Annotated in this window: 17 protein-coding genes; 5 read left to right on the plus strand and 12 right to left on the minus strand. The window is 70.6% G+C overall.

The features are described 5' to 3' along the window. Positions 1-278: 278 nt before the first annotated feature. The 7 genes from ACFFJD_RS16030 to ACFFJD_RS16060 form a co-directional block, all read right to left on the minus strand. Positions 279-1,187, minus strand: coding sequence for an alpha/beta hydrolase (locus ACFFJD_RS16030; RefSeq protein WP_382365975.1), 909 nt, complete (start codon positions 1,185-1,187; stop codon positions 279-281). Beyond that, positions 1,184-2,536: a flavin-containing monooxygenase gene (locus ACFFJD_RS16035; RefSeq protein ID WP_382365977.1), complete on the minus strand. Its 1,353-nt coding sequence runs from the start codon at positions 2,534-2,536 to the stop codon at positions 1,184-1,186. Before ACFFJD_RS16035 ends, ACFFJD_RS16030 begins: the two co-directional genes overlap by 4 nt. Further along, complete coding sequence (locus ACFFJD_RS16040; protein WP_382365979.1) at positions 2,533-3,378, minus strand: LLM class F420-dependent oxidoreductase; 846 nt, start codon at positions 3,376-3,378, stop codon at positions 2,533-2,535. Before ACFFJD_RS16040 ends, ACFFJD_RS16035 begins: the two co-directional genes overlap by 4 nt. Positions 3,379-3,468: 90 nt before the next feature. Next, a complete protein-coding gene (locus ACFFJD_RS16045) occupies positions 3,469-4,536 on the minus strand; it encodes a prenyltransferase (protein WP_382365981.1) in 1,068 nt (355 codons plus the stop codon). Then, positions 4,537-5,250 (minus strand): class I SAM-dependent methyltransferase, encoded by a 714-nt coding sequence (locus ACFFJD_RS16050; RefSeq protein ID WP_246992135.1) that lies wholly within the window; start codon positions 5,248-5,250, stop codon positions 4,537-4,539. It abuts the gene before it with no gap. Further along, positions 5,244-6,557 (minus strand): glycosyltransferase family 4 protein, encoded by a 1,314-nt coding sequence (locus tag ACFFJD_RS16055; protein ID WP_382366039.1) that lies wholly within the window; start codon positions 6,555-6,557, stop codon positions 5,244-5,246. Before ACFFJD_RS16055 ends, ACFFJD_RS16050 begins: the two co-directional genes overlap by 7 nt. 14 nt (positions 6,558-6,571) lie before the next feature. Next, complete coding sequence (locus ACFFJD_RS16060) at positions 6,572-8,251, minus strand: FAD-dependent oxidoreductase (RefSeq protein WP_382365984.1); 1,680 nt, start codon at positions 8,249-8,251, stop codon at positions 6,572-6,574. Between the two features lie 98 nt (positions 8,252-8,349). On the opposite strand from ACFFJD_RS16060, the gene ACFFJD_RS16065 reads away from it, so the two are divergent. Beyond that, the gene (locus ACFFJD_RS16065; protein ID WP_382365986.1) at positions 8,350-9,189 is read left to right on the plus strand and encodes an acyl-[acyl-carrier-protein] thioesterase; all 840 of its coding nucleotides are present in this window, start codon (positions 8,350-8,352) and stop codon (positions 9,187-9,189) included. A 30-nt stretch (positions 9,190-9,219) separates the two neighbouring features. On the opposite strand, the gene ACFFJD_RS16070 is transcribed toward ACFFJD_RS16065, so the two are convergent. From ACFFJD_RS16070 to ACFFJD_RS16080, 3 genes are all read right to left on the minus strand, one after another. Continuing rightward, positions 9,220-9,774 (minus strand): DUF3558 domain-containing protein, encoded by a 555-nt coding sequence (locus ACFFJD_RS16070; protein ID WP_382365988.1) that lies wholly within the window; start codon positions 9,772-9,774, stop codon positions 9,220-9,222. Continuing rightward, a complete protein-coding gene (locus ACFFJD_RS16075) occupies positions 9,771-10,646 on the minus strand; it encodes an Hsp15 family ribosome-associated heat shock protein (RefSeq protein WP_382365990.1) in 876 nt (291 codons plus the stop codon). The genes ACFFJD_RS16070 and ACFFJD_RS16075 overlap by 4 nt, the downstream gene beginning before the upstream one ends. 117 nt (positions 10,647-10,763) lie before the next feature. Then, on the minus strand, positions 10,764-11,150 hold the full coding sequence (locus ACFFJD_RS16080; RefSeq protein ID WP_382365992.1) for an SHOCT domain-containing protein: 387 nt from the start codon (positions 11,148-11,150) through the stop codon (positions 10,764-10,766). Between the two features lie 244 nt (positions 11,151-11,394). Between ACFFJD_RS16080 and ACFFJD_RS16085 the strand changes: the two genes are divergently transcribed. Further along, the gene (locus tag ACFFJD_RS16085; RefSeq protein WP_345312732.1) at positions 11,395-11,847 is read left to right on the plus strand and encodes a flavodoxin domain-containing protein; all 453 of its coding nucleotides are present in this window, start codon (positions 11,395-11,397) and stop codon (positions 11,845-11,847) included. Here ACFFJD_RS16085 and ACFFJD_RS16090 read toward each other — a convergent pair. After that, positions 11,814-12,719 carry a DMT family transporter gene (locus ACFFJD_RS16090; protein ID WP_345312733.1) on the minus strand — a complete coding sequence of 302 codons (906 nt, stop codon included), beginning with the start codon at positions 12,717-12,719 and terminating at the stop codon, positions 11,814-11,816. The two genes, ACFFJD_RS16085 and ACFFJD_RS16090, sit on opposite strands and share 34 nt — an antisense overlap. A 71-nt stretch (positions 12,720-12,790) precedes the next feature. Between ACFFJD_RS16090 and ACFFJD_RS16095 the strand changes: the two genes are divergently transcribed. The 3 genes from ACFFJD_RS16095 to ACFFJD_RS16105 are packed head-to-tail and all read left to right on the plus strand — an operon-like array spanning position 12,791 to position 14,112. Further along, entirely contained in the window at positions 12,791-13,300 is a 510-nt protein-coding gene (locus ACFFJD_RS16095) for a nucleoside deaminase (RefSeq protein ID WP_345312734.1), read from the plus strand. A gap of 45 nt (positions 13,301-13,345) precedes the next feature. Continuing rightward, entirely contained in the window at positions 13,346-13,621 is a 276-nt protein-coding gene (locus ACFFJD_RS16100) for a hypothetical protein (RefSeq protein WP_246992153.1), read from the plus strand. After that, on the plus strand, positions 13,618-14,112 hold the full coding sequence (locus ACFFJD_RS16105; protein ID WP_345312735.1) for a SixA phosphatase family protein: 495 nt from the start codon (positions 13,618-13,620) through the stop codon (positions 14,110-14,112). The genes ACFFJD_RS16100 and ACFFJD_RS16105 overlap by 4 nt, the downstream gene beginning before the upstream one ends. A 180-nt stretch (positions 14,113-14,292) precedes the next feature. Here the strand turns inward: ACFFJD_RS16105 and ACFFJD_RS16110 are convergent, their stop codons facing one another. After that, positions 14,293-21,858 carry a beta strand repeat-containing protein gene (locus ACFFJD_RS16110; RefSeq protein WP_382365996.1) on the minus strand — a complete coding sequence of 2,522 codons (7,566 nt, stop codon included), beginning with the start codon at positions 21,856-21,858 and terminating at the stop codon, positions 14,293-14,295. Positions 21,859-21,920: the final 62 nt, after the last annotated feature.

Raw genomic sequence — 21,920 nt, forward strand, 5'->3', positions numbered from 1 at the left:
ACGTGTAGGAACTTCCATGATCACACCCCAGGGCCCACCTACATGTTGTGGTCGCCCGCGCTCGGCCCGAACCTCACCTACGCACTCTTAGATCCGAAGAGCCGCTATCACATTGTATTTTCGGCTTTCTCAAACCCCTACCGCCCACTCAGCGACCTCGTATGGCTAAGGTGCCCATGGCCTCCGTCCGAAATCCCCTCCCCGGCCAGATTCGTCGAAAGAAGTTGATGCCAGTTGTTGGCCCATCAACAGCCGGTACACGCGAGCGCACCGCGCAGTCAGGCGAGGTGGTGGGTGAGGAAGTCGATCTGGTGGGTCACCGCCTGCTCGAACCAGTCGAAGCCCTCGAAGATGTCGAAGTGGTCGCACGGGTAGTGGCGCACCTGCGCGCGGGCGGAGAAGGCGGCCTTGGCTGCGGCGTGCGGCGGTGCGGCCTGGTCGAAGTCGGCGATCTGCACCAGCGTCGGCGCACTGATCTGGTGGGCCGACTTGTCGGCGCGGAAGCTGCCCAGCTCCAGACCGATGGCGGCGTCCACCTCGTTGCGCCAGGTGGGACCGGCCACCGCGAGGTAGTTCTCCAGGTAGCCGGGACCGGACAGCGCGGCACCGGAGCCGGGCGGACCGACGACGGTCATCATGGTGGGTGCACGGCCCAAGCGGGACTTGAGTGCACTGCCGACCGCGCGCGACGTCGACTTGGCGACGCCGGCCACCCCCAGCTGCGGGTAGTGATGGATACCGGCGGCCAACCCGCTGACCAGCGGCACCATCGCGATCACCGCGGCCAGGTCGTCGCGCCCGGACGCCACTTCGAGGACCAGACCGCCGGCCAGCGAGACGCCCCAGAGGATCACGCGGGAGCGGTCCACACCCGGCTGCACCGCCGCCGCGGCCATCGCGGCCCGGTAGTCATCGGCCTGCCCGGTGAGCGAGATGTGCTGGCGGGGCTCGCCGTCGGACTCGCCGTAGTGGCGGTAGTCGAAGGCGAACACGGCCAGACCGGCAGCCGCGAGGCGCTCCGCGAACGGCTCCAGGCCGGAGTCCTTGGTGCCGCCGAAGCCGTGCGCCATCACCACCACGGGGACGGCGCCGTCGTCGCCGGCGAACGGCGAATCAGCGGCCGCGGAGAAGAACCACGCCGCGCACCGCGTGCCGCCGGAAACGAAATCCACTGATCGACGGCTCATGCGTCGACTCCCGCCCATTCGGGCGCACCGGCCTGCTGGGCGCGGGCGTACCCGGCCGGCAGTTCCTTGGTGCGCAGGTCGTGCTCGTACAAGAAGTGGTCCAGCTGCTGCGTGTGCCGCGGACGGTGCAGCATGTGGCCGGTGTAGAACTCGGTGTCGGACGCGATCACCTCGTGCATGGTCGGCACCGGCGGCGGCACGTACTTGCCGACCGCGTAGGCGCCGATGATCCGCGTCTGCGCCTCCACGAACGGGAACAGCGTGGGGGTGGCCTGCGCGAAACCGGCGAACACCACGTCGTCCATGCCCGGGTAGAAGATCCGCTTGTACAGGTCGATCTGGTTGTCCGGCGCGCTGATCACGTCCTCGTCGAAGAACGGGAAGGTGATGTTGTAGCCGGTGGCGTAGATGATGATGTCGAACTCGTCGCTGGTGCCGTCGACGAAGTGGACGGTGTCCCCGTCGAGCCGGTCGATGTCGCCCTTGGCCACCACGTCGCCCGAACCCAGGCGCAGCGGCAGTTCCACCGACTGCGTCGGGTGCGCCTCGAAGAACTTGTGGTTCGGCGTGGGCAGACCGTACTGCTCGGGTCGACCCGCGGTGAACGGCTGCATCACCTGCGCGAACTTGCGCTGCCAGGCGAACGGGATGTGCGGGCTGGTCTTGTAGTACTTATCGGCCGGCTGACCGGCGAAATACTTCGGCACGATCCACGCGCTGGACCGGGTGGACAACGTCACCTGGGTCTCGAGCGCCTTGGACGACAGTTCGACGGCGATGTCGGCCGCGCTGTTGCCCAGGCCCACGATGAGGATGCGCTTGCCCGCGAAGTCGAGCGGGTCGCGCGGATCGATGTACTGGTGCGAGTGGATCTCGGTGCCGCTGAACTCCCCGGGGAAATTCGGCCAGCGCGGATCCCAGTGGTGCCCGTTGGCCACCACGAGCAGATCGAACCGACGCTGCTCGCCGCGCTGGGTGGTCAGCTCCCAGCCGCCGCCGTCGAGGCGTCGAGCATGGGTCACGCCGTTCTCGAACTCGATGGCCTCGCGCAGACCGAAGGCGTCGACGTAGTCCTCCAGGTACTGCTTGATCTGCGAGTGGTGCGGGAAGTCCGGGTAGTGCTCGGGCATCGGGAAGTCGCGGAAGCTGAGCTGGTGCCGCGAGGTGTCGATGTGCAGCGAGCGATACGCCGACGAGTGGCCGTTCGGATTGCCGAAGGCCCAGTTGCCGCCGATCCGATCCGAGCTCTCGAAGCAGGTGTACGCCACGCCGTAGTCGGCGAGCTGCTTGCCGGTGGTGAGGCCGCTGATGCCGGCACCGATGATGGCGACCGAAGGTGTTGCCGTCATGCGTCGAGCTCCAACTTTCCGGCGAGCTTGGCGAGGTATCCCGAGGCGCGTTCCACGCTGTCGTCGGGCAGTCCGTAGAGGACTTCGGTGACGCCGAGTTCCCGCCACTTGTCGAGGCGTTCGGGAATCGGCTTGACATCGAGCACCACGATCCGCGGCGCGCCCTCGCGCCCGGCGTCGCGCCAGATCTGCTGGCACAGCTGCACCGAGCCCTCGATGTCCTCTTCGCGCGGGGTGGTGATCCAGCCGTCCGCGCTGCGGGCGATCCACTTGAAGTTCTTCTCGTTGCCCGCGGCCCCGACTAGGACCGGCATGGTGGACTTCGGCTTGGGCCAGGCCCAGCTGGGGCCGAACTCCACGAACTCGCCGTGGTACTCGGCTTCCTCCTGCGTCCACAGGGCCCGCATGGCCTCGAGGTATTCGCGCAGCATGGTGCGACGTCGACCGGGCGGCACGCCGTGATCGGCCATCTCGTCGAGGTTCCAGCCGAAGCCGACGCCGAGCGTGACGCGCCCGCCGGAGAGGTGGTCGAGCGTGGCGATGGTCTTGGCCAGGGTGATCGGGTCCGACTGCACCGGCAGCGCCACCGCGGTGGCCAGGCGGATGCGTTCGGTCACCGCGGCGGCCGCCGCGAGCGTGGTCCACGGATCGAGGGTGCGCAGGTAGCGGTCGTCGGGCAGCGACGAATCACCGGTACCCGGGTGCGCCGCCTCCCGCCTAGTGGGGATGTGGCCGTGTTCGGGCACGTAGTACGACGCGAAGCCGGCCTGCTCGATGAGCGGCGCGAGGATCTGCGGAAGCAGACCGCGGTCGCTGGTGAACTGCACGATTCCGAAGTCCACGGAACCTCCTGGGATGCGATGAACGTGACTGATGCACAATTTTAGACAGATCTCTGGACACCTGTCCGGAAATTCTGCAAGCGGGCCGTTTCAGAAGCGGCGGACGTCGCGGAAGATGCCGTTGCCGGGTGTCGCCCGACTGATCGCATCCGCGGCGAGCACCACCGCGGCCGACGTCCAACAGCTCTTCTCCACCGGCCACCGCTTGCCGTCGTCGTAGACCAGGCCGGTCCAGTACGAACCGTCCGGATCCCGCAGGTGCCCGATCGACGCGATCAGCGCGATGGCGGCCTCGGTGTCGCCGAGCGCCTCCAGCGCCAGCGCGAGTTCGCTGGTCTCGGCCCCGGTGACCCAGGGACGGTGGTCGACGCAGCGGATGCCGAGGCCGTCGACGACGAACTCGTCCCACCGCTGCGCGATGCGCTCCTGCCCCTCGCGTCCGCGGATCGCGCCGCCGAGCATCGGGTAGTACCAGTCCATGGAGTGATCGCTCGGCGGCTCGAAGACCTCCGGCTGCTCGCGGAACGCGAGCCCGAGCGCCGCCAGCGCGGCCTCCCAGTCCGGTTCGGGTGCACCGATCTCGTCGGCGATGCGGACGGCGCAGTCGAGTGCCTGATAGATGCTCGCGTTGCCGGTGACCAGCGCTTCGTCGAACATCGCGTAGGTCACGTGGTCGGCACCCCATCGGAAGGCGCCGTCGTTCCGCTGGAACCGGCACACCAGATTGATCGCCGACCACACGGTGGGCCACATCCGCTGCAGGAAGGCACCGTCGCCGGTGATCAGGAAGTGATGCCACACGCCGACGGCGATGTAGGCGCAGAAGTTGGAGTCGATGCCCGGCACCGTGACGACGCCGACGTCGGTGCGAATCGGCCACGAGCCGTCCTCGCGCTGCGTGCGCCGCGACCACTCGTAGGCGGCTTCGGCCTCGGCGAGGAAGCCGGTGGCGCTGAGCGCCATGGCCGACTCGACGTGATCCCACGGATCGGTCTGCCCGCCCGGGAACCAGGGCATGGCACCGGACGACTCCTGCATGCGCGCCACGGCCTCGCCGGTCGCGTTGATCGACACGGCGGCGAGGACCCCGGGCACATGCGGGCGGCCGCCGCCGCGCTCCCCGCTCGCCGAATCAGGTACCGCCGCCGAGATGGTCATTCAGGCAGGCTTCCTCAGGTACAGCGCCACCGACTTGCCGACCAGCGGATTGAGGACCTGCTCCCCCACCCGGGTGACCCACGGCTTGCTCATCATGTCCCAGACCAGCATCTTGTGATAGCCGCGGACCAGCGGATTCTCGTTGTTCTCCACACCGACGGCACACTTGAGCCACCAGTAGGGCGCGTGCAGCGCGTGGGCGTGATCGGAGCCGGTCACTTCCAGGCCGGCCGCTTCGAGCTTGGTCGCCAGATCGGAGGCCCGGTAGATGCGGACGTGGCCGCCCTCCACCTCGTGGTACTCGTCCGACAGCGCCCAGCAGATCTTCTCCGGCCAGTAGCGCGGCACCGTCACCGCGGCCATGCCGCCCGGACGCAGGATCCGCACCATCTCGGCGATCGCGGCCTCGTCGTCGGGGATGTGCTCCAGGATCTCCGACATCAGCACCACGTCGAAGCTGTCGTCCTCGTACGGCAGGCGCAGCGCGTCGCCGACCTCGGTGCGGCCGACGGCGTACTCGGGTGCCTCACCGGCCACCGCGAGCGCACCGAACATCTCGGCGACGTCGGCCATGTCCTGGGTGTTCTGGTCGAAGGCCGTGACGTCGGCGCCGCGGCGCAGCATCTCGTACGAGTGGCGGCCCTGGCCGGCACCGATGTCGATGGCGCGGACGCCCGGACCCACGCCGAGGCGATCGAAGTCGACGGTCAGCATGCGGCGTTCTCCTTGGGTGTGGTCGGGACTTCGGGGGTGCTCGGAACTGGGGGATTCTCGAGCGGCAGGCGGGCCCCGCGGGTCACCGCGATGGCCGCGCGGTAGCGCTCGGCCGTGGCGGCGGCGACGGCCGCCCAGCTGTAGTTCTCGGTGACGCGGGTCCGGCCCGCGGTGCCGAACTCGGCGGCGAGGTCGGGGTCGTCGAGCAGTTCGCGCAGTGCCGCGGCCAGGCCCTCGGCGTCCCGCGGATCGACGAGCACCGCGGCGTCGCCGACCACCTCCGGGATCGCACCGGCGCGGGTGGCGACCAGCGGCGTGCCGCAGCTCATCGCTTCCACGGCCGGCAGCGAGAAGCCCTCGTAGAGCGACGGGACGCAGGCGATCTCGGCGCTGGCCAGCAGCGCGGCCAGTTCGTCGTCGTCGAGTCCGGAGACCACGGAGACCTTGTCGCCGATGGACAACTGCTCGATCAGTCGGGCCGACGGCCCCTCCGGATCCAGCTTGGACACCAGGGTGAGGCTCACCGGATGATCGGCGGCCACCTTGGCGAAGGCCTCCAGCAGGTAGGCGACGCCCTTGAGCGGCGCATCAGCACTGGCCACGCACACGATCCGGCCGGGCACCCGCTCGCCGCGCGGGGCGAACAGGTCGACGTCCACCCCGAGCGGGATGGTCGCGAGGGCGCCGTCGCGCACACCGAAGGCGTCCCGGATGTCGTCTTCGCTGGTCTTGGACACCGTCAGCAACGACGGGATGCGCCGGGCCACACGGCCCTGCATCGCCAGGAACGAATGCCACCGCCAGGCGGTGATCTTGGACAGGCCCTTGGCCGCGCGCACGGCGAGCGACCGGTCCCGGGTGATCGGGTGGTGAATGGTCGCCACCAGCGGGAACCCGCGGCGCTTGATGTCGAGCAGGCCGTAGCCCAGGCACTGGTTGTCGTGCACCACGTCGAAGTCGGCGCGACGACTCTTCAGCAGGCGGGCGGCCCGCATACTGAAGGTCAGCGGCTCGCCGAACGCGGCGGTCCACATCATGGCCACTTCGAGGACGTCGAGCAGGTCGCGGTACTCGCCGAGCTTCGGCGTCCGGAACGGCTCGGGCTCCCCGTAGAGGTCCAGGCTCGGCACCTCGGTGAGGATGACGCCAGCGTCGAGCGCGGCCTGGTCGAGCACCGGATAGGGCTGTCCCGAGAACACCTCCACCTGGTGGCCGAGCAGCGCCAGCTCGCGCGACAGGTGCCGCACGTACACGCCCTGCCCGCCGCAGTGCGGCTTACTGCGATACGACAGAAGGGCGATCCGCAGCGGCGGCTGTGCACTCATCCAACGGCCTCTTCGGTCGCGCGCGCGGTGGCCACCAGTTCGTCCACGGTCACGAGCTTCACGCGACGACGACCTTCGGTCTTGCCCGCGGCCCGTTCGGCGGCGTCGATCCGGCGCCAGCCGTCGAGGTCGACGCGTTCGGCACCGCGCGAGGCGACCAGCTCCGGGACGTCGTCGACCGACCGCTCCGGTTCCGGGAGGGAACCGGCGGCGAAGTCGGCCAGGATCGACGCGGCGGCCTCCTCACCGCAGAAGCGGTTGCGGCCGATGCCGCCGGTCGGTCCACGGCGGATCCAGCCGGCCACGTACAGGCCGGGCAGCACCGGGCCGTCCGGGCCGTCGGTGACGCGCGCGTCGTCGCTCGGCACCACGTTGCGGTCCCGGTCGAAGGGCAGGCCGGGGATCGGCTGACCGCGGTAGCCGACGGACCGGACCACGATGGAGGCGTCCAGGTCGAAGGTCTCCGAGGTCGGCGTCGCCGCACCGCTGGGCGCGTACGAGTTCTGCATGCAGTGCAGGCCCGTGACGTGCTCGTCGCCGAGGATCTCCAGCGGCGAGGAGAGGAAGCGGAAGACGATTCGCTTGTTGCCCTCGGTCCGCGGCCGCGCCGCGAACTCGCGCGCCAGGCGGATCTTGGTGGCGATGGTGGAGTCGAGCGTGTCGTCGGCGAGCGCGGCCTCGGTGCCCTCCGACAACGCGAGGTCGGCCTCCTCGATCACGATGTCGATGCCGTCGAGGTCGCCCAGCGAGAGGAACTCGGCGTTGGTGAAGGCGGCGTGCTCGATACCGCGGCGGCCGAGCACCACCACCTCGGTGATCGACGACGCCTTGAGCGCGTCCAGCGCGTAGTCGGCGATGTCGGTGGCGGCCAGCACGGCGTCATCGGTCAGCAGGATGCGCGCGACGTCGAGCGCCACGTTGCCGTTGCCGATCACCACGGCGCGCTCGCCGCTGAGGTCGAAGGTCCGGTCCGCGTAGGCGGGATGGCCGTTGTACCAGGCGACGAACTCGGTGGCCGCGAACGAGCCGGTCAGGTCCTCGCCGGGGATGTTGAGACGACGGTCGTGCGGGGCACCGACGGCGTAGAGGATCGCGCCGTAGCGGGCGTTCAGCTCGTCGTGCGTGATGTGCGTGCCGACGTCGACGTTGAGGTGATAGGTGAAGTTCGCCTTCTTCTCGGTGGCGGCGAACGTGTTCTCCACACCCTTGGTCTTCGCGTGGTCCGGCGAGACGCCGGCGCGGACCAGACCGTACGGTGTGGGCAGCCGGTCGAACATGTCGACCTTCACCTGGCCACGCTTGACCAGCTCACCTGCGGCGTAGAAGGCGGCCGGTCCGGCGCCCACCACGGCCACGTGCAGTTCCTTGCCCTCGGGCATCACCGGCGGCCGCGTCGGCTTCACCAGACCGCCGTCGGGATCGTGATCCTTGAAGTAGTCGGCGTTGATCTGCAGGTAGGGCTCGTCCTTGGCCTCGAGCTGATCATCCGGGAAGATCGCACTGACCGGGCACTCGTCGATGCAGGCGCCGCAGTCGATGCAGGCCTCCGGGTCGATGTACAGCATCTCCGCCGTGAGGAACTCCGGCTCGTCCGGAGTGGGGTGGATGCAGTTCACCGGACAGACCTCGACGCAACTCGCGTCGTTGCAGCAGGGCCTGGTGATGACGTGTGCCATGTTCGATTCCCTCGACTCGTACCTACCGGAACATGTTCTAGTTTTGTGTCGAGCGTATCGTAATCAACTGGTTATCGGCCACCGACGAAAGGCTCGCCGTGCCCGCTCCCAAACCGACGTCGTCCGCGTCGCCGATCTACCGTCCGCTGGGCGCCCGCAAGGCAGACGCCCGATTCTTCGCCGAAGACTATCGGGTGCGCACCGGAGACATCGATCAGCAGATGCGGGTGCGACTGGATGCGGTGGCGCGCTACCTGCAGGATGCCGCGAACGACAACATCGCGGCGACCGACTTCGGCGACACCGAACCGTTCTGGATCGTGCGGCGCACCATCATCGACGTCCTCGAGCCGATCACCTGGCCGTCGGACTTCCAGGTGGAGCGCTGGTGCGGCGCCTTGTCGACGCGCTGGACGGACATGCGGGTGAGCCTCGCAGCGACGAGCGAGACCAACCGGTTCAACCCGGAGCCGCGTCCGGACGGACGGATCGAGACCGAGGCGTTCTGGATCAACGTCAACGATCAGGGCATGCCCTCGCGCATCTCCGATTCGACGTTCGAGGTGCTCGCGCAGATGAACGACCACCATCGGCTCCGCTGGCATTCGATGAACCCCGAACCGGCCCCGCCGGAGGCCGAGTGCTCGCAGCCCGACCGCGAGCACGTGCTGCGGTCCACCGACTTCGACCCGTTCAAGCACCTCAACAACGCCGCCTACCTCGAAGCCGTCGAGGACGAGCTGGTGGATCACCCGGATCTGCTGGATGCACCGCACCGCCTGGTGATCGAATACCTCCGGCCGGTGACGCCCGGGATCGAGATCACCATCCGTCGCAAACGGATCGACGACTGCCTGTTCGTCTGGATGCTGATTCCGTCCGACGACGGCCTGGTCTCGGCGGCCACCGTCTCGGTGTCGCTGATCCCCGCCGCCTGACCCGGTTCGCCTGACCCGGTTCCGCCCGACTCAGTTCGCGCGGTTCAGCACCAGTTCCATCAGCGCGATCGCCGACGCGCACGCGTCCGAGCCGGCCGCGTGCGGCTCCACCCACCAGGTGAGCGTGCCGCGACCCGGCGACTTGGCCGTCACCCCGCACACCTGCGGTCGGGCGGGATCGCGCTGCGTGAAGCCCGCGAGGCTGTTCACCTGAATGTTCTCGGTGGTGAAGCCCAGACGCTGCGCGGTCTGCTTCTCCAGGTTGAAATCGCCCCACTCGTACCAGGCGAGGGTCACATCGGTGACGCCGCCGCCGACCACCACCCAGCGGCAGATCGCCCCGTTGAAGCCCCGCTCGGCCGATCCGCCACCGACGGCCTCGGCGATGTCGGCGGCCGGCAGGATCTGGCACTCGGTCAGCAGACCCTCGAAATCGCTGGTGTCGACCTGACCCTTCTGCGCCGCGTCGGCACCGACGCGCTGGGCGTCGCCGTCGACCACGGTGGTGCAGGCTGCCGTCGTGCCGAGGACGAGGAGCGCGGCCGTCGCCGCGACGGTGCGCCGCAGCCTGCCGGGCCTGCTCACGAGGCACGCTCGATCGACGTGGCGGCCAGGCTCTTGGCCGCATTGCAGAGGGTCTCCAGCGGCACCGTCTCGGCGCCGAACGACTGGCGGTCGGCCACCGAGATCTCGATGAAGTCGTTCTCGAACTGCACGCCCACCTCACAGATCGGATTGTGGCGGGCGAGGAAGCCCGGGTAGCCGGCGATCTCGATGTCCACCGTCGGGTTCTCCCGGCTCAGCTGCTCGTGACCGCGTTCCCGTCCGATCGGCGAGCCGCGGTACCAGTTGAACGAGACCACCGGGCCGTCCCGGTGTGCGTCGGAACGCCACTCGCAGACGGACGGATTGTCGTTGTAGAGCTTCAGCGCGGCGAAGGTGGTGGCCGCCGACACCTCTTCGGCGGTGAGTCCGCCGCACCGCTCGAAGGCGGGCCCGGTGCCCGCCTTCGGCGTGGTGGTCTTCGACGAGACGACGTCGTCGCCCGAACCGCAGGCGCTCAGCGTCATCGCGGCCACGGCGGCGAGAATCAGCAGGGTGCCGCCGCGCAGCCGGTCCATCTGCCGTCGGTCGCGCTTGGTCGGTCGACCGGCGCCGGGATCGCGACGCGGCACCGCGGCGACGATCTCGCGCGGTGGTGGCGGCGGACTGTTGTCGATGTAGCACTCGGCGGCGACCGGGGCCGAGGCCCGCTTACTGATGAGCTTGACCACCTCGACGATGCGGTCGCGGCCGTGCAATCGTACGCGCACTTCGTCGCCCACGGCCACCGGCGTGGCCGGCTTCGCGGTGACACCGTTGACCTGTACGTGACCGGCGCGGCAGGCGGCGCCCGCGGCCGAGCGGGTCTTGGTGAGCCGAATTCCCCAGATCCAACTGTCGACACGCGTCGCCATGTGTCAACTCCCCTCTCGCCCGTCGTTCCCCTAAGTATTACAGCGGACCGGTGATACACCACGGCGCCCGACGACGAGGTGTCGTCGGGCGCCGCAGATAGNCGCAGATAGGTCAGGTCAGGCGAGCGCCTTGGCCTTGATGGCCTCGAACTCGGCCTGGTTAATGGTCCCGGCGTCGAGCAGGGATTTGGCGGTCGCGATCTGATCGGCCGGCGTGGTCGTCCCCGCCGCGTTCCGGATGTACTCCTTCGCTTGCGCCTCGGCGACCGACTGCGCCTGCTGCGAACGTTCGGCCATGCCGGGCCCGCGGAACAGCAGGTAGGCGAATGCAGTGATGTACGGGAGTATCACCAGGAAGATGATCCAGACAACCTTCCAGCCCGCCGACAGCTTGTGGTCGCGGAACAGGTCCGTCAGGACCATGAACAGCACGATCAGGTACGCGATGAACGCGAAGATCAGGATCGTGTACCAGACGACGTTCCAGACGTTGCCCCAGTCCATACCGACTCCTTACGTAGAGAATCACCCCTCCGGTCGGACCGGGTGCAAAAGCAAGCGAAGCACAGGGGTGGACTGGTGCACAATAGCGCCCCCGAATCGGGGCGCGCCGACCAGCGACTTGCCCCACTTCCCGGCCGCCCGACCTGCACTTTTGGGCCGAAAGTCCCTGGCCACGATTCGACTATCTGCGGCCGCCTACGCTACCGTCGACGGGTTGTTTCCCGATGTAGGAGAAGGTCCGAACATGGCCACTGTCATTCTTTACGGCACCGAGACCGGTACCGCGGAACTGGTCGCCGACGCCATCGCCGACGTGTTGGCCGCCGACTTCGACCCGTCGATCTACGACATGGCCGAGTTCGCCGCGGAAGATCTGAACGCCGACGACTTCCTCGTGGTGATCTGCTCCACCTATGGCGAGGGCGAACTGCCGTCGGGCGCGCTGCCCTTCGCCGACGAGCTCGACGACGTCGACCCCGACCTGAGCGGCATGCACTTCGCCGTGTTCGGCATGGGCGACAGCGTCTACGACGACACCTTCAATCGCGGCGGCGAGATCATGGCCGAGATGCTGACCAAGCGCGGCGCCGCGCAGGTCGGCGAGCACTTCCGGCACGACGCGTCGTCGACGATCAAGCCGACCGTCGCGGCCGCCGAGTGGGCTCAGGGCCTCAAGTCGGTCATCGCCGACGACTGACCCAGGGCGACGACCTCCTCGACCGCGCGACGATCTGCATCGTCGCGCGGTTGTGCTTCTCCCCGAATGGCCGAGTGCTGCGCCAGTTTGACGACGGCGACGGCGGCCACCAGCAGGATCAGCAACAACAGGATCGACGTACCCACGCCCACGCGCAGGTTCTCGCCGAGCAGGACCACCGCGAGGCCCATCGACACCGCGGGCTCCACCACGTTCATCGCGGGGAACGACGTCTGGATGTCGCCGCAACCGAACGAGCGCTGCTGCGCGACCACGGCCAAGGCCAGCACGATCGCCAACAGGTAGATGTCCGGGTGGGCCATGAAGGTCACCGGATCCTCCATGAAGTGCATGGCCACCGATTTGATGAGCAGCGCCGCCACACCGAACAGTGCGCCGGCCGCGATGCCGTAGAGCAGCGAGCGGTAGTGCGCGTTGCGGCACCGCTCGGCCAGCACCACCAGCACCAGCAGCGCGATGACCACGACGGTCACGGTGGCCGCGAACAGGACCGGCGCCGCCCGCCGTTCGCTGGACACCGGGCGCGCGATCACCAGGAACGCGACGACGGAACCGACCAGCACCGCGCCCCAGATCCAGTCCGCCCGCGAGGGACGGCGTTTGTCGATCCGCGCTTCCAGCGGCAACGCGAAGAGCACCGCCAGCACCACCAGCGGCTGCACCAGCAGAATCGAGCCCAGCCCCAGCGCCCACGCTTGGAACGCGAAGCCGACGATGGCGATGATCGCACCGATCCACCAGCCCGCGGTGATCGCACCGTTCCGTGAGGAGGCGCGCTGACGCAGCACCGTTCCGGTCGCGATCAACGCGGCCGACAAGACGGCGAAGAGCGCCGGAACCCAAGTGTGCATCGTGGTTTCAGATTATCGGTCGGATCCGCGCTCCGCTCCCCGACGCACGTCCCAGGCGCTACGTTGCAGGTGTGATCCTCCGCAACCCCGTGCCCGACGACCTTCCGTTCCTGCGCAGGTGCGTGACTCTGGCCCGGCACGCCGTCGAGGTCGGCGACGAGCCCTTCGGCTCACTCTTGCGTCTGGGCGACGACATCCTCTTCGAGGACCGCAATCACGTCTCCGGCGGCGACCACACCCGCCATCCCGAGTTCGCGATCGCACGCTGGGCCGCCGAGAATCTGACGCCCGAACAGCGCGGCGCCGCGGTGGTCTACACGTCCGGGGAACACTGCCCGATGTGCTCGGCCGCGCACGCATGGGTCGGACTGGGCCGCATCGTGTACGCGGTCGGCAGCATTCAACTGCTCCAATGGCGTCGCGAGTGGGACCTTCCGGAGCCACCGGTCGCCCCGTTGCCCATCAACGCGGTGGCGCCCGGTGTGGAGGTGGCCGGCCCCGCGCCGGAACTGGTCGACGAGGTCCGCGCCCTGCACGCCCAGAGCGCCGGCGCGGAGACCGCACCCGGTCCGTCGCACTGACGTGCCTCCCCCGATTTGTCGGCGGCAGGCTCTACCGTGGGAATCATGGACTACCGGACGCAGCTGGAAAGCCTCACCACTCTGTCGATGAACGCGATCACTCGTGCCTGCGCCGGCGAGGGCCTCAACGCGCTGCTGACGCAGTGCTACGACGAGTACCTGGAGTTGCGCGAGCTCGCTGAGGAAGCGCTGACCGATACGACTCCGGAGACCCGCGAGTACTACATGCAGGAAGCCGCCGCCTGGCGGGACACCGCGCGGGTCCTCAACGAGATGCGCGCGGAGCGTACCGCGGCCGTCCGCGCGGCCGAGTCGGCATGACCGCTGGTGCACGCACCCTGATTCTGCTGCGGCACGGCAAATCCGGCTATCCGGCCGGCGTGCCCGACCACGACCGTCCCCTCGCCGACCGCGGCCGTCGCGAAGCGGCCTTGGCCGGCGAATGGATGGAGCGCGACGGCCTGCAGGTCGATGCGGTGATCTGTTCCACCGCCGAGCGCACCCGGCAGACCCTGGAGCGGACCGGGATCGACGCTCCGACGCAGTTCACCGCGGACATCTACGAGAACTCACCCGAGGACATCCTCGAAGCGATCCGCACGTACGCGCCGGCAGACGCAGCCGTCCTGCTGGTGGTGGGCCACTTCCCCGGACTGCCGGGCACTGCGCTGACCCTGGACGGCGACGCCGACATCGACCGCTTCCCCACCTCGGCGTATGCGGTCCTGTCGATCGGTGTGCCGTGGGACCGCCTCGGCCTCGACGTGGACCCAGCGGCTCGCTTGACCTCGCTGCAGATCCCCCGCGCGTAAGAGTTCTCGAAAGTTCGCTGCCACCGGCGGGGTCACCGTGGACATATTGACCACGGTGACCCCGCCGGTGTCGGTGAACGGGAGAATTCTGGCGGACCACGCCCCGAGCTTCCCCCAGATACCGCAAGGGCGCGACTGTCCGAAGACAGCCACGCCCCTGCGTCGTTGGACGGAACCGGGTCAGGTCACGTTCACCGTCGAGGCCGCGCCGGTGGTACCCGTGCCCGGGCCGCTCCGATCTCCGCCTGCACCCGCGGTCGCGGTGTTGCCGGAGGTCTGGGCCGATGTCACGCTGATCGACGCGGCGCCGCCGGCGCCGCCGATACCCGTGTCGTCGCCGTTACCGCCCGCGCCGCCCGTCGCCTTGACAGTGGTCGCTCCCGCTCCCGCTCCCGTGACGGTGATGGCGGCACTTCCGCCGCGCCCGCCCTTTCCATCGTCACTGCCTTGACCGGCGTTTCCGCCGGCGGCTTGGCTATCCGCCACGGTGGCACCGTTGTTGGCGCGGATCGTAGCGCCGCCCCCGACCGCGCTGGCACTGCTCACTCCGGCCGCAGCATTACTGTTGCTGATCGTGCCGCCGTAGGAATCGACGTACCCGTGCAAGCCAGCGATGTTCCCGGCGGCGCTACTCCCGGTCGCGACACTGTTGTGGACCTGACCGCCCGCGACGACGGTCTGATCCTTCCGGATCCGAACGCGACCTTCGCCGCCGTTCTTGCCGTTGACACCGGAAACACCCGCGCCTCCGGCGCCACCCATCGCAGCACTACTGGTGATCGAACCGGAGGTCAGCCTGGGATCGGTCCAGACCGCGCCGATGCCACCCGCGCCGCCGGTGGCACCATCGCCGATGCCCCCGTCGCCACCGGTGCCTCGACCGTCGGCCCCGGTGTTCGAGCCGCCCGCATAGATCTGACCCATGCCGCCGGCCCCGCCGGTACCGCCGTTCACTCCCGTTCCGCCGTCGCCGCCCAACCCCGTACCGGTCGCGATGCCACCCGTCGTCTGGGTGCCGCCCGGGGTCGGGTTCTCCGGCGTCACCGGGTCGGGGAGATACGCACCGACGATGAGGTTTCCTTGTCCACCCACGCCGCCGACACTGCCTGCGGTGGCAGAGCCGCCATTGCCGCCGATCGCCGTCCCGTGCGCCGCTCCCCCGATACCGCCGAGCGGCTGACCCACCTTCTCCGCGTAGCCGACCTGGATGGTTCCGTTGGCGCCGTTGCCGCCGCGGCTACCGGCGCCGTCGGCGTTTCCACCGCTTCCGCCGTTGCCCTCGCCGGTGACTTCACTGTCTTGGGTCCTCGCGTAGAGGGTGCCGTTGGCACCGCTTCCGCCCTGGCCGCCGTTCTGAGCGAATCCGCCGTCGCCGCCGCGTCCCGTGCCCGCGGCGCTCGATCCATCGCCGGCGGCGAGAATCCGGCCGCCGCCGCCACCACCGCCGACGCTTCCCGCGCCGACCGCCGCACCGCCCGGCCCTCCGGTCGCGGAGCCGCTGGCACTGCTGTCCGCGCCGCTGGCGATGATCTCGGCTCCGCCGCCGACACCGCCGGCGCCGCCGTTGCGACCGTCACCACCGGCACCGCCGGTAGCCGTCCCCGCAGCCGAGCTGCCCGCGCCGTCGGCCACTGAAGTCGACGCACCGCCGGTGCCACCGGTGCCATTGAGTCCGTGACCGCCGGCCCCGCCGACCGCCGTCACGGTTTGGGCTCCCACACCGGACGTCGTGGCCGTGCCGCCGGCACCGCCGGTCGAACCGCCGGACACCGAGGTCGTGGCGTTGCCGCCCTGGCCGCCGGTGGTTCCGGCACCAATCGCGGCGCCACCGGCGCCACCGAGACTCGTGCCGGTCACCGTGACACCGCTGCCGCTAGCGCTGACCGTTCCTCCACCACCGTTGCCGCCGACGCCGCCGGCGGTTCCGCTGCCACCGGCACCGCCGACCGCACCGGGACCGGTCGTCTGCGCGTTTCCACCGCCCGTGGCCACCACGCGGCCCTCGCCGCCGCGGCCGCCCGAGCCGGTGCCGTTGGCCGCACCGGCCGCGCCGCCGGTCGCCGTGCCCGACACCTGGCTAGCCGGCCCCTGGGCGTGCATGGAGGCGCTGCCGCCGTTGCCGCCCGTGCCTCCGGGGCTGCCTGCGACAGCACTGCCGCCGGCACTGCCGTCGCGGCCGGTCGCAGTACCGGTGGCGGTACCACCGAGATCGGCCATGACCAGCGCCTGGCCGCCATTGCCGCCATTGCCGCCGCGCGTGCCGTCGGAAGCATTCAAGCCACCGTTGCCACCGTTGCCGCCGTGGGCGACCGCGTCGGTCACCGTCGAACCTGCGGGCCCGCCGTAGTCGTACACGCCGACCCAGCCCTGCTGGCCGTGCCCACCGTTGCCGCCGAGGCCCGCGCCGCCGTCACCGCCGGTCGCCGTGCCGTTCGTCGTGACGCCGTGGTAACCGGTGACCTGTGCGGTACCGCCGTTACCACCGGTCGCACCCGCCGCGCTGGCTGCACCGCCGTCACCGCCGGACGCATTGCCCGACGACGATCCACCGTTGCCGTACGCGTACACCAAGCCGTACGCACCGGTACCACCGACGCCGCCGTTGGTCGCCGCACCACCGTTGCCGCCGGAAGCAGTACCGGTGGCCAATCCGCCCCCGTTGCTCGCCTGGACCCAGGCGTTGCCGCCCCCGCCGCCCTTACTGCCAGCGCCGTCGGCATCGCCGCCGGCACCGCCCGCAGCCGCACCGGAAGCCTGTGCGCTCGGCCCGCTGGCGTAGACCTGGCCGGTCGCGCCGTTGCCGCCGACACCGCCCGCGGACCCGTTGCCGCCGGCACCGCCGACCGCACCGGTTTCGGTCGCCGCCGCGGTGCCGCCGTTCTCCGCCAGCACTGAACCCTTGCCGCCGCTGCCACCCTTGCCCGCATCGACGGCCGCGCCGCCGGCACCGCCGGTCGCCACACCCGATGCCCGGCTTCCGGAGCCGCGGCTGGTCATGTCACCGGCACCACCATTGCCGCCCACGCTGTCCGAGCCGGTGGCCTGTCCGCCAGCACCACCGGTCACCATCGCATTCGCGACATGCCCTCCGTTCGCGCTGATCGACGCCGAGCCTCCGGTACCGCCGGTGCCGCCGCCGGTGGCGGCGCCGCCGACCCCGCCGACCGCCGAACTGTCGGCGATCGCACCACCACTCGTGGCGATCGCCGAGGCGTCGCCGCCTCGACCTCCGACATTGTTAGTGTCGGCCGTCCCGGCGGCGCCGCCGCGCACGTGCGTATTCGTCACCGTGCTGCCGGTCGCGGCTTCCACCCGGGCGCCGCCGCCGACCGCGGTGGCACTACTGACACCCGCGATCGCCGAACTGTTCCTCACGATGCCGCCTGTGGCTTGGACCGTGCCCAGTGCTCCGTTGAGCGCACCGACAGCTTCGCCGCCGACTGCTGTGCCGCCCACGATGGTTCCGCCTGCCGGGCCGACGTTCACGGAACCCTGACCGCCGACACCCGCGTTCGCGTTACCGGTGGCGCCGTTGCGTCCTCCCGCCCCTCCGGTGGCGTGTCCCTCTGCCGAACTTCCCGATGTCGACAGGCGATTGGTCGCCACGACTCCGCTGTTGCCGCGTCCACCGACCTGGCCGACACCGTCGCCCACTCCGCCGGCCCCGCCGGTCGCGGTACCGGTCGCTGTGGTCTGGGTGCCGCCGGCATACACCTGGCCGGTCCAGCCGGCACCGCCGGTTCCACCGTTGATACCGTCGCCGCCGCGGCCGCCCTGCACCGTGCCGCTGGCCTGGCCGTCGGTCGTGGGCACGACGGGGCCGTTCGCGGTACCGCGGTTCCCGCCGACCAGGATCGACCCCATGCCGCCGGCACCGCCGGTGCTACCCATGGTCAGTCCGTCGCCGCCGGCACCTCCGGTTGCCGTGCCGGACGCGGACCCTCGCGCTCCGCCGCCGTCGTAGCCGACCTGCACGGAGGCGCCGCCGCCGGCACCGCCCCGACTCAACGCGCCTTCGGCGCGCCCGCCATCACCGCCGACCCCGGTACCGGACGCGGTGCTGTCGGTGGCGAGGGCGAACACTCCGCCCTGCGCGCCGTTGCCACCGCGGCCGCCATCGGCGCCCGCACCGCCGGCACCGCCACGGCCTAGTCCGGCCGCGTCGCTACCCACCGCACCGGCCCAGAGGATCCCTTGTCCTCCATTGCCGCCGACACCACCCGCGGTACCGCTGCCACCGGCACCGCCGAGGACATCTCCGGTCGCCGCGCTTCCAGCCGCCGCAGCATGGATCTTCCCCTGTCCTCCATTGCCGCCGACACCACCCGCGGTACCGCTGCCACCGGCACCGCCGACCGCACCGTCCCCGGTCGCCGCCGCGGTCCCGCCGTTCTCGGCCAGCACATACCCTTGTCCGCCGTTGCCGCCCGTGCCGCTGCCGATGGCCGCGCCACCCGCGCCGCCGGTCGCGGTACCCGACACCTGGCTTCCGGAACCCCGCGCGTGCATGTCGGCATTGCCGCCGTCACCGCCGTTGCCGCCGGGGGTGCCCGCGACAGCGTTGCCGCCGACACCACCTGCGCCGCCGGTGGAGGTACCTGTGGCAGTACCGCCCTGATCAGACTTGACCAGGGCCTGTCCGCCGTCGCCGCCGTCGCCGCCGCGGGTGCCGTCGGCGGCGTTGCGGCCGCCGTTGCCGCCGTCGCCGCCGTGGGCGACCGCGTCGGTCACCGTCGAACCTGCGGGCCCGGTGTAGTCGTAGACGCCGACCCAACCCTGCTGGCCGTGCCCACCGTTGCCACCGAGGCCCGCGCCGCCGTCACCGCCGGTCGCCGTGCCGTTCGTCGTGACGCCGTTCATGCCGGTGACCTGTGCCGTACCGCCGTTGCCGCCGGTCGCGCCGGCAACACTGGCCGCGCCGCCGTTGCCGCCGGTCGCGGTGCCCGACGACGACGCACCGGTGCCGACTGCCATCACCAAGCCGTAGCCACCGTCGCCGCCGACGCCGCCGTTCGACGCCGCCCCGCCGTCGCCGCCGACGGCATTGCCGTCGGCCGTGTTCCCGGCACTGGCCTGCACCCAGGCGTCGCCACCCGCGCCGCCGATGCTGCCGGCGCCGGTGCCGCTGCCACCGGCACCGCCGGTCGCCGTCCCCGATGCCGCCGAACCGGCACCCAGTCCGAGGATATCCCCGACGCCGCCGTCGCCGCCGGTACCCGCGCCGAGTGCGTCGCCGCCCCGTCCACCGACCGCGGTGCCACCGGCAGAGCTGCCGGCCCCCTCGGCATAGACGCTCGCGCTACCACCGGTACCGCCCTGACCGCCGGTCAACGCCGCGGTCGCATCGCCGCCGCGACCGCCGTCGCCGCCGATCGCCGTGCCGGAGGCCTGCCCGCCGGTGACCGCGTGCACGATCGCGCCGCCACCACCGCCGCCACCGCCGCCGCCGAGTCCGGGTGCAGCTGTGGTGCCCTGGCTGCCGGCGCCGCCGACGCCGCCGGTGCCGGCCGTCGCGCTGTACGCGTAACCGGTGCCACCGGTGCCGCCGGAACCACCGTTGCCGTTCGCGCCGCCATTGGTACCCAGGCCGCCGCTGCCGCCCGTACCGCCGGTGCCGCCGGACTGCGGAACGGAGCCGTTCGCGAGCACAACCTGGCCGGTACCGTCGCCGCCCGCACCGCCGATGCCGCCTTGACCACCGTTACCGCCGCGGTCGTCGCCGATCCCGACGCCGCCCGCGCCGCCGACACCGCCCGTACCGCCGTTGCCTGCGGTGACACCGATGCCGCCGCTGTACCCGGCGCCGCCGGTACCACCGACGCCGCCGTCACCGGCATGGCCGTTCGCCGCGCGGCTTTCGTCCAGATTCAGGCCGCCGAGGCCGGCCGCACCGCCGGTGCCACCGACACCGCCCGTGCCACCGTCCACCACGGTGCCGTCGCCGGCCCGACCCGTGCCGCCGACACCGCCGACCCCACCGTTGCCGCCGACACCCGCCACCGAACCCGATCCCGCAGAACCGGAACGGCCCAGCAGGCTGCCCTTGCCGCCGTTGCCGCCGGCACCCGAGGCGCCGCCTTCACCGCCCGCACCGCCGGTACCGCCCATGCCGCCGGGCACCGCGCCGGGCGCACCCGCTCCACCGTCACCGCCGCGGCCGCCCTGACCACCCGCGCCACCGTTGCCGCCGACACTGAACAGGAAGCCGCCGTTGCCGCCCTGGCCGCCACGGCCGCCCGCGGTACCGTTCCCGCCGTCGGACCCATTGGAGCCGGGCGCGGTGCCCGCACCACCGGTCACGCCGTCGACACCCGCGGCGCCGGTGCCACCGGTACCGCCCTGGCCGACCAGACTGCCCAGCCCGAACAAGCCCACCGCGTCACCGCCGCGGCCGCCATCGCCACCGGCGGAGCCGTTGCCGCCCTGCCCTCCGACACCGAAGAACCAGCCCACCGCGTCACCGCCGCGACCACCCCCGGTCGTCGTGGTTCCGTCAGCACCCGCACCGCCGATGCCCATGAGAATGCCGCCCGTACCACCGGCACCGCCGCTCACACCGCCCTTACCGCCGTTGCCGATCAAGCCGGCATTACCGCCGGCACTGCCGCCGGTCGACGCCGCAGCGCCCGTGCCGCCGTCACCGAAGAGCATGCCGCCGTCACCCGCATCACCGAACAGCCCCGGCAACAGTCCACCGATCAGCGACGTATTGCCGCCGGTGTAACCATCCTTGCCGTTGCCGATCAGATCGCGGCCCACCAGCAACTGGAACGGAATATTGATCACCTGATTGATCGGCGCGGCCATGATGATCCAGGCCTGCCCGATGTTGTGAATCGGGTCGTAGACGAACTGCTGAACCATGTACGGCAGCAGCGCCATGCCGCCGGTGGCGTCCGCCACCGGCTGGTAGAAGAAGAGGGTGGCCACCTGCTGGGTGTCGGCCACGGAGGGCCCGGCCTGCGCGCCGTCAACGTCGTCGACCATCAGCGTGGCCACCGCCGGATCCGGCGCCGGACGCATGCCATCGGTCGGAGCGAACAGCGGCCGATCCATCATGCGCCGCGGATCCAGCAGCACCATCATCAGCGCGGACTGGTTGAGCAGCACCAGCCCTTCGCTGCCGGAACCGCCCATCATGCTCAGCAGACCCGCGATCCCCGCGGGCCGCGGCTCCTGCGCCGGCGCCTCGTCGGCCGGTCGGAACGACGGTCCGTCTGCGCCCGCCTGGTCGAGGTCGACGAGGCCGTCGGTGCCACCGTTGTCGGCACTCGGGTTCAGATCGTCGGACGATTCGAGAGGGCCGGGGTCGTCTCGACCATCCGCCTCACCGGAGAACGACGGCAGCTCCACACCGGGGTCGCCGCTCTCATCGGCCCGGTGTCGTCCCCCGGGAAGCGGGAGTCCATTGTCGATCGGAGTCTCGGACTGAGCGGGAGGCGCCGGAGTCGGAGAGGTCGAGGTCAGCGGGCCCGGAGTCGGGGAGTCCGGGGTCGTCGCGACCGGAGGGAGGGGATCGGTGGTCGGCGGTGTCTCGGAAGGCGGGGACGTCGGCTCACCGGATCCCGCCGATTGCCCGCTGTCAGCAGAACCGCCGTCCGCCGGAGCCGTCGTCACCGGATCATCACCCGCAGGCTCCGCTGCAGCGATCGTCACCGGACCCGCCACCATCAATGCGGCCGCGATTCCGGACGAGGCCGCGATCCGTCGCGGCAGACTCATCTTGCGGATAGACGACTTGGACATTCAGGACTCCTCAGGCGCGAGTGATCGACATCACGTCGGACTGTTACAGAACAACTTCCCCG

Source organism: Gordonia phosphorivorans, assembly GCF_042432625.1.
Classification (GTDB): domain Bacteria; phylum Actinomycetota; class Actinomycetes; order Mycobacteriales; family Mycobacteriaceae; genus Gordonia; species Gordonia phosphorivorans.

Bases quoted from the DNA above. Each gene is read 5' to 3' on its own strand.
- ACFFJD_RS16030 (WP_382365975.1), bottom strand. From the start codon at position 1,187: ATGAGCCGTCGATCAGTGGATTTCGTTTCCGGCGGCACGCGGTGCGCG.
- ACFFJD_RS16035 (WP_382365977.1), bottom strand. From the start codon at position 2,536: ATGACGGCAACACCTTCGGTCGCCATCATCGGTGCCGGCATCAGCGGC.
- ACFFJD_RS16045 (WP_382365981.1), bottom strand. From the start codon at position 4,536: ATGACCATCTCGGCGGCGGTACCTGATTCGGCGAGCGGGGAGCGCGGC.
- ACFFJD_RS16050 (WP_246992135.1), bottom strand. From the start codon at position 5,250: ATGCTGACCGTCGACTTCGATCGCCTCGGCGTGGGTCCGGGCGTCCGC.
- ACFFJD_RS16060 (WP_382365984.1), bottom strand. From the start codon at position 8,251: ATGGCACACGTCATCACCAGGCCCTGCTGCAACGACGCGAGTTGCGTC.
- ACFFJD_RS16075 (WP_382365990.1), bottom strand. From the start codon at position 10,646: ATGGCGACGCGTGTCGACAGTTGGATCTGGGGAATTCGGCTCACCAAG.
- ACFFJD_RS16080 (WP_382365992.1), bottom strand. From the start codon at position 11,150: ATGGACTGGGGCAACGTCTGGAACGTCGTCTGGTACACGATCCTGATC.
- ACFFJD_RS16085 (WP_345312732.1), top strand. From the start codon at position 11,395: ATGGCCACTGTCATTCTTTACGGCACCGAGACCGGTACCGCGGAACTG.
- ACFFJD_RS16090 (WP_345312733.1), bottom strand. From the start codon at position 12,719: ATGCACACTTGGGTTCCGGCGCTCTTCGCCGTCTTGTCGGCCGCGTTG.
- ACFFJD_RS16100 (WP_246992153.1), top strand. From the start codon at position 13,346: ATGGACTACCGGACGCAGCTGGAAAGCCTCACCACTCTGTCGATGAAC.
- ACFFJD_RS16105 (WP_345312735.1), top strand. From the start codon at position 13,618: ATGACCGCTGGTGCACGCACCCTGATTCTGCTGCGGCACGGCAAATCC.
- ACFFJD_RS16110 (WP_382365996.1), bottom strand. From the start codon at position 21,858: ATGTCCAAGTCGTCTATCCGCAAGATGAGTCTGCCGCGACGGATCGCG.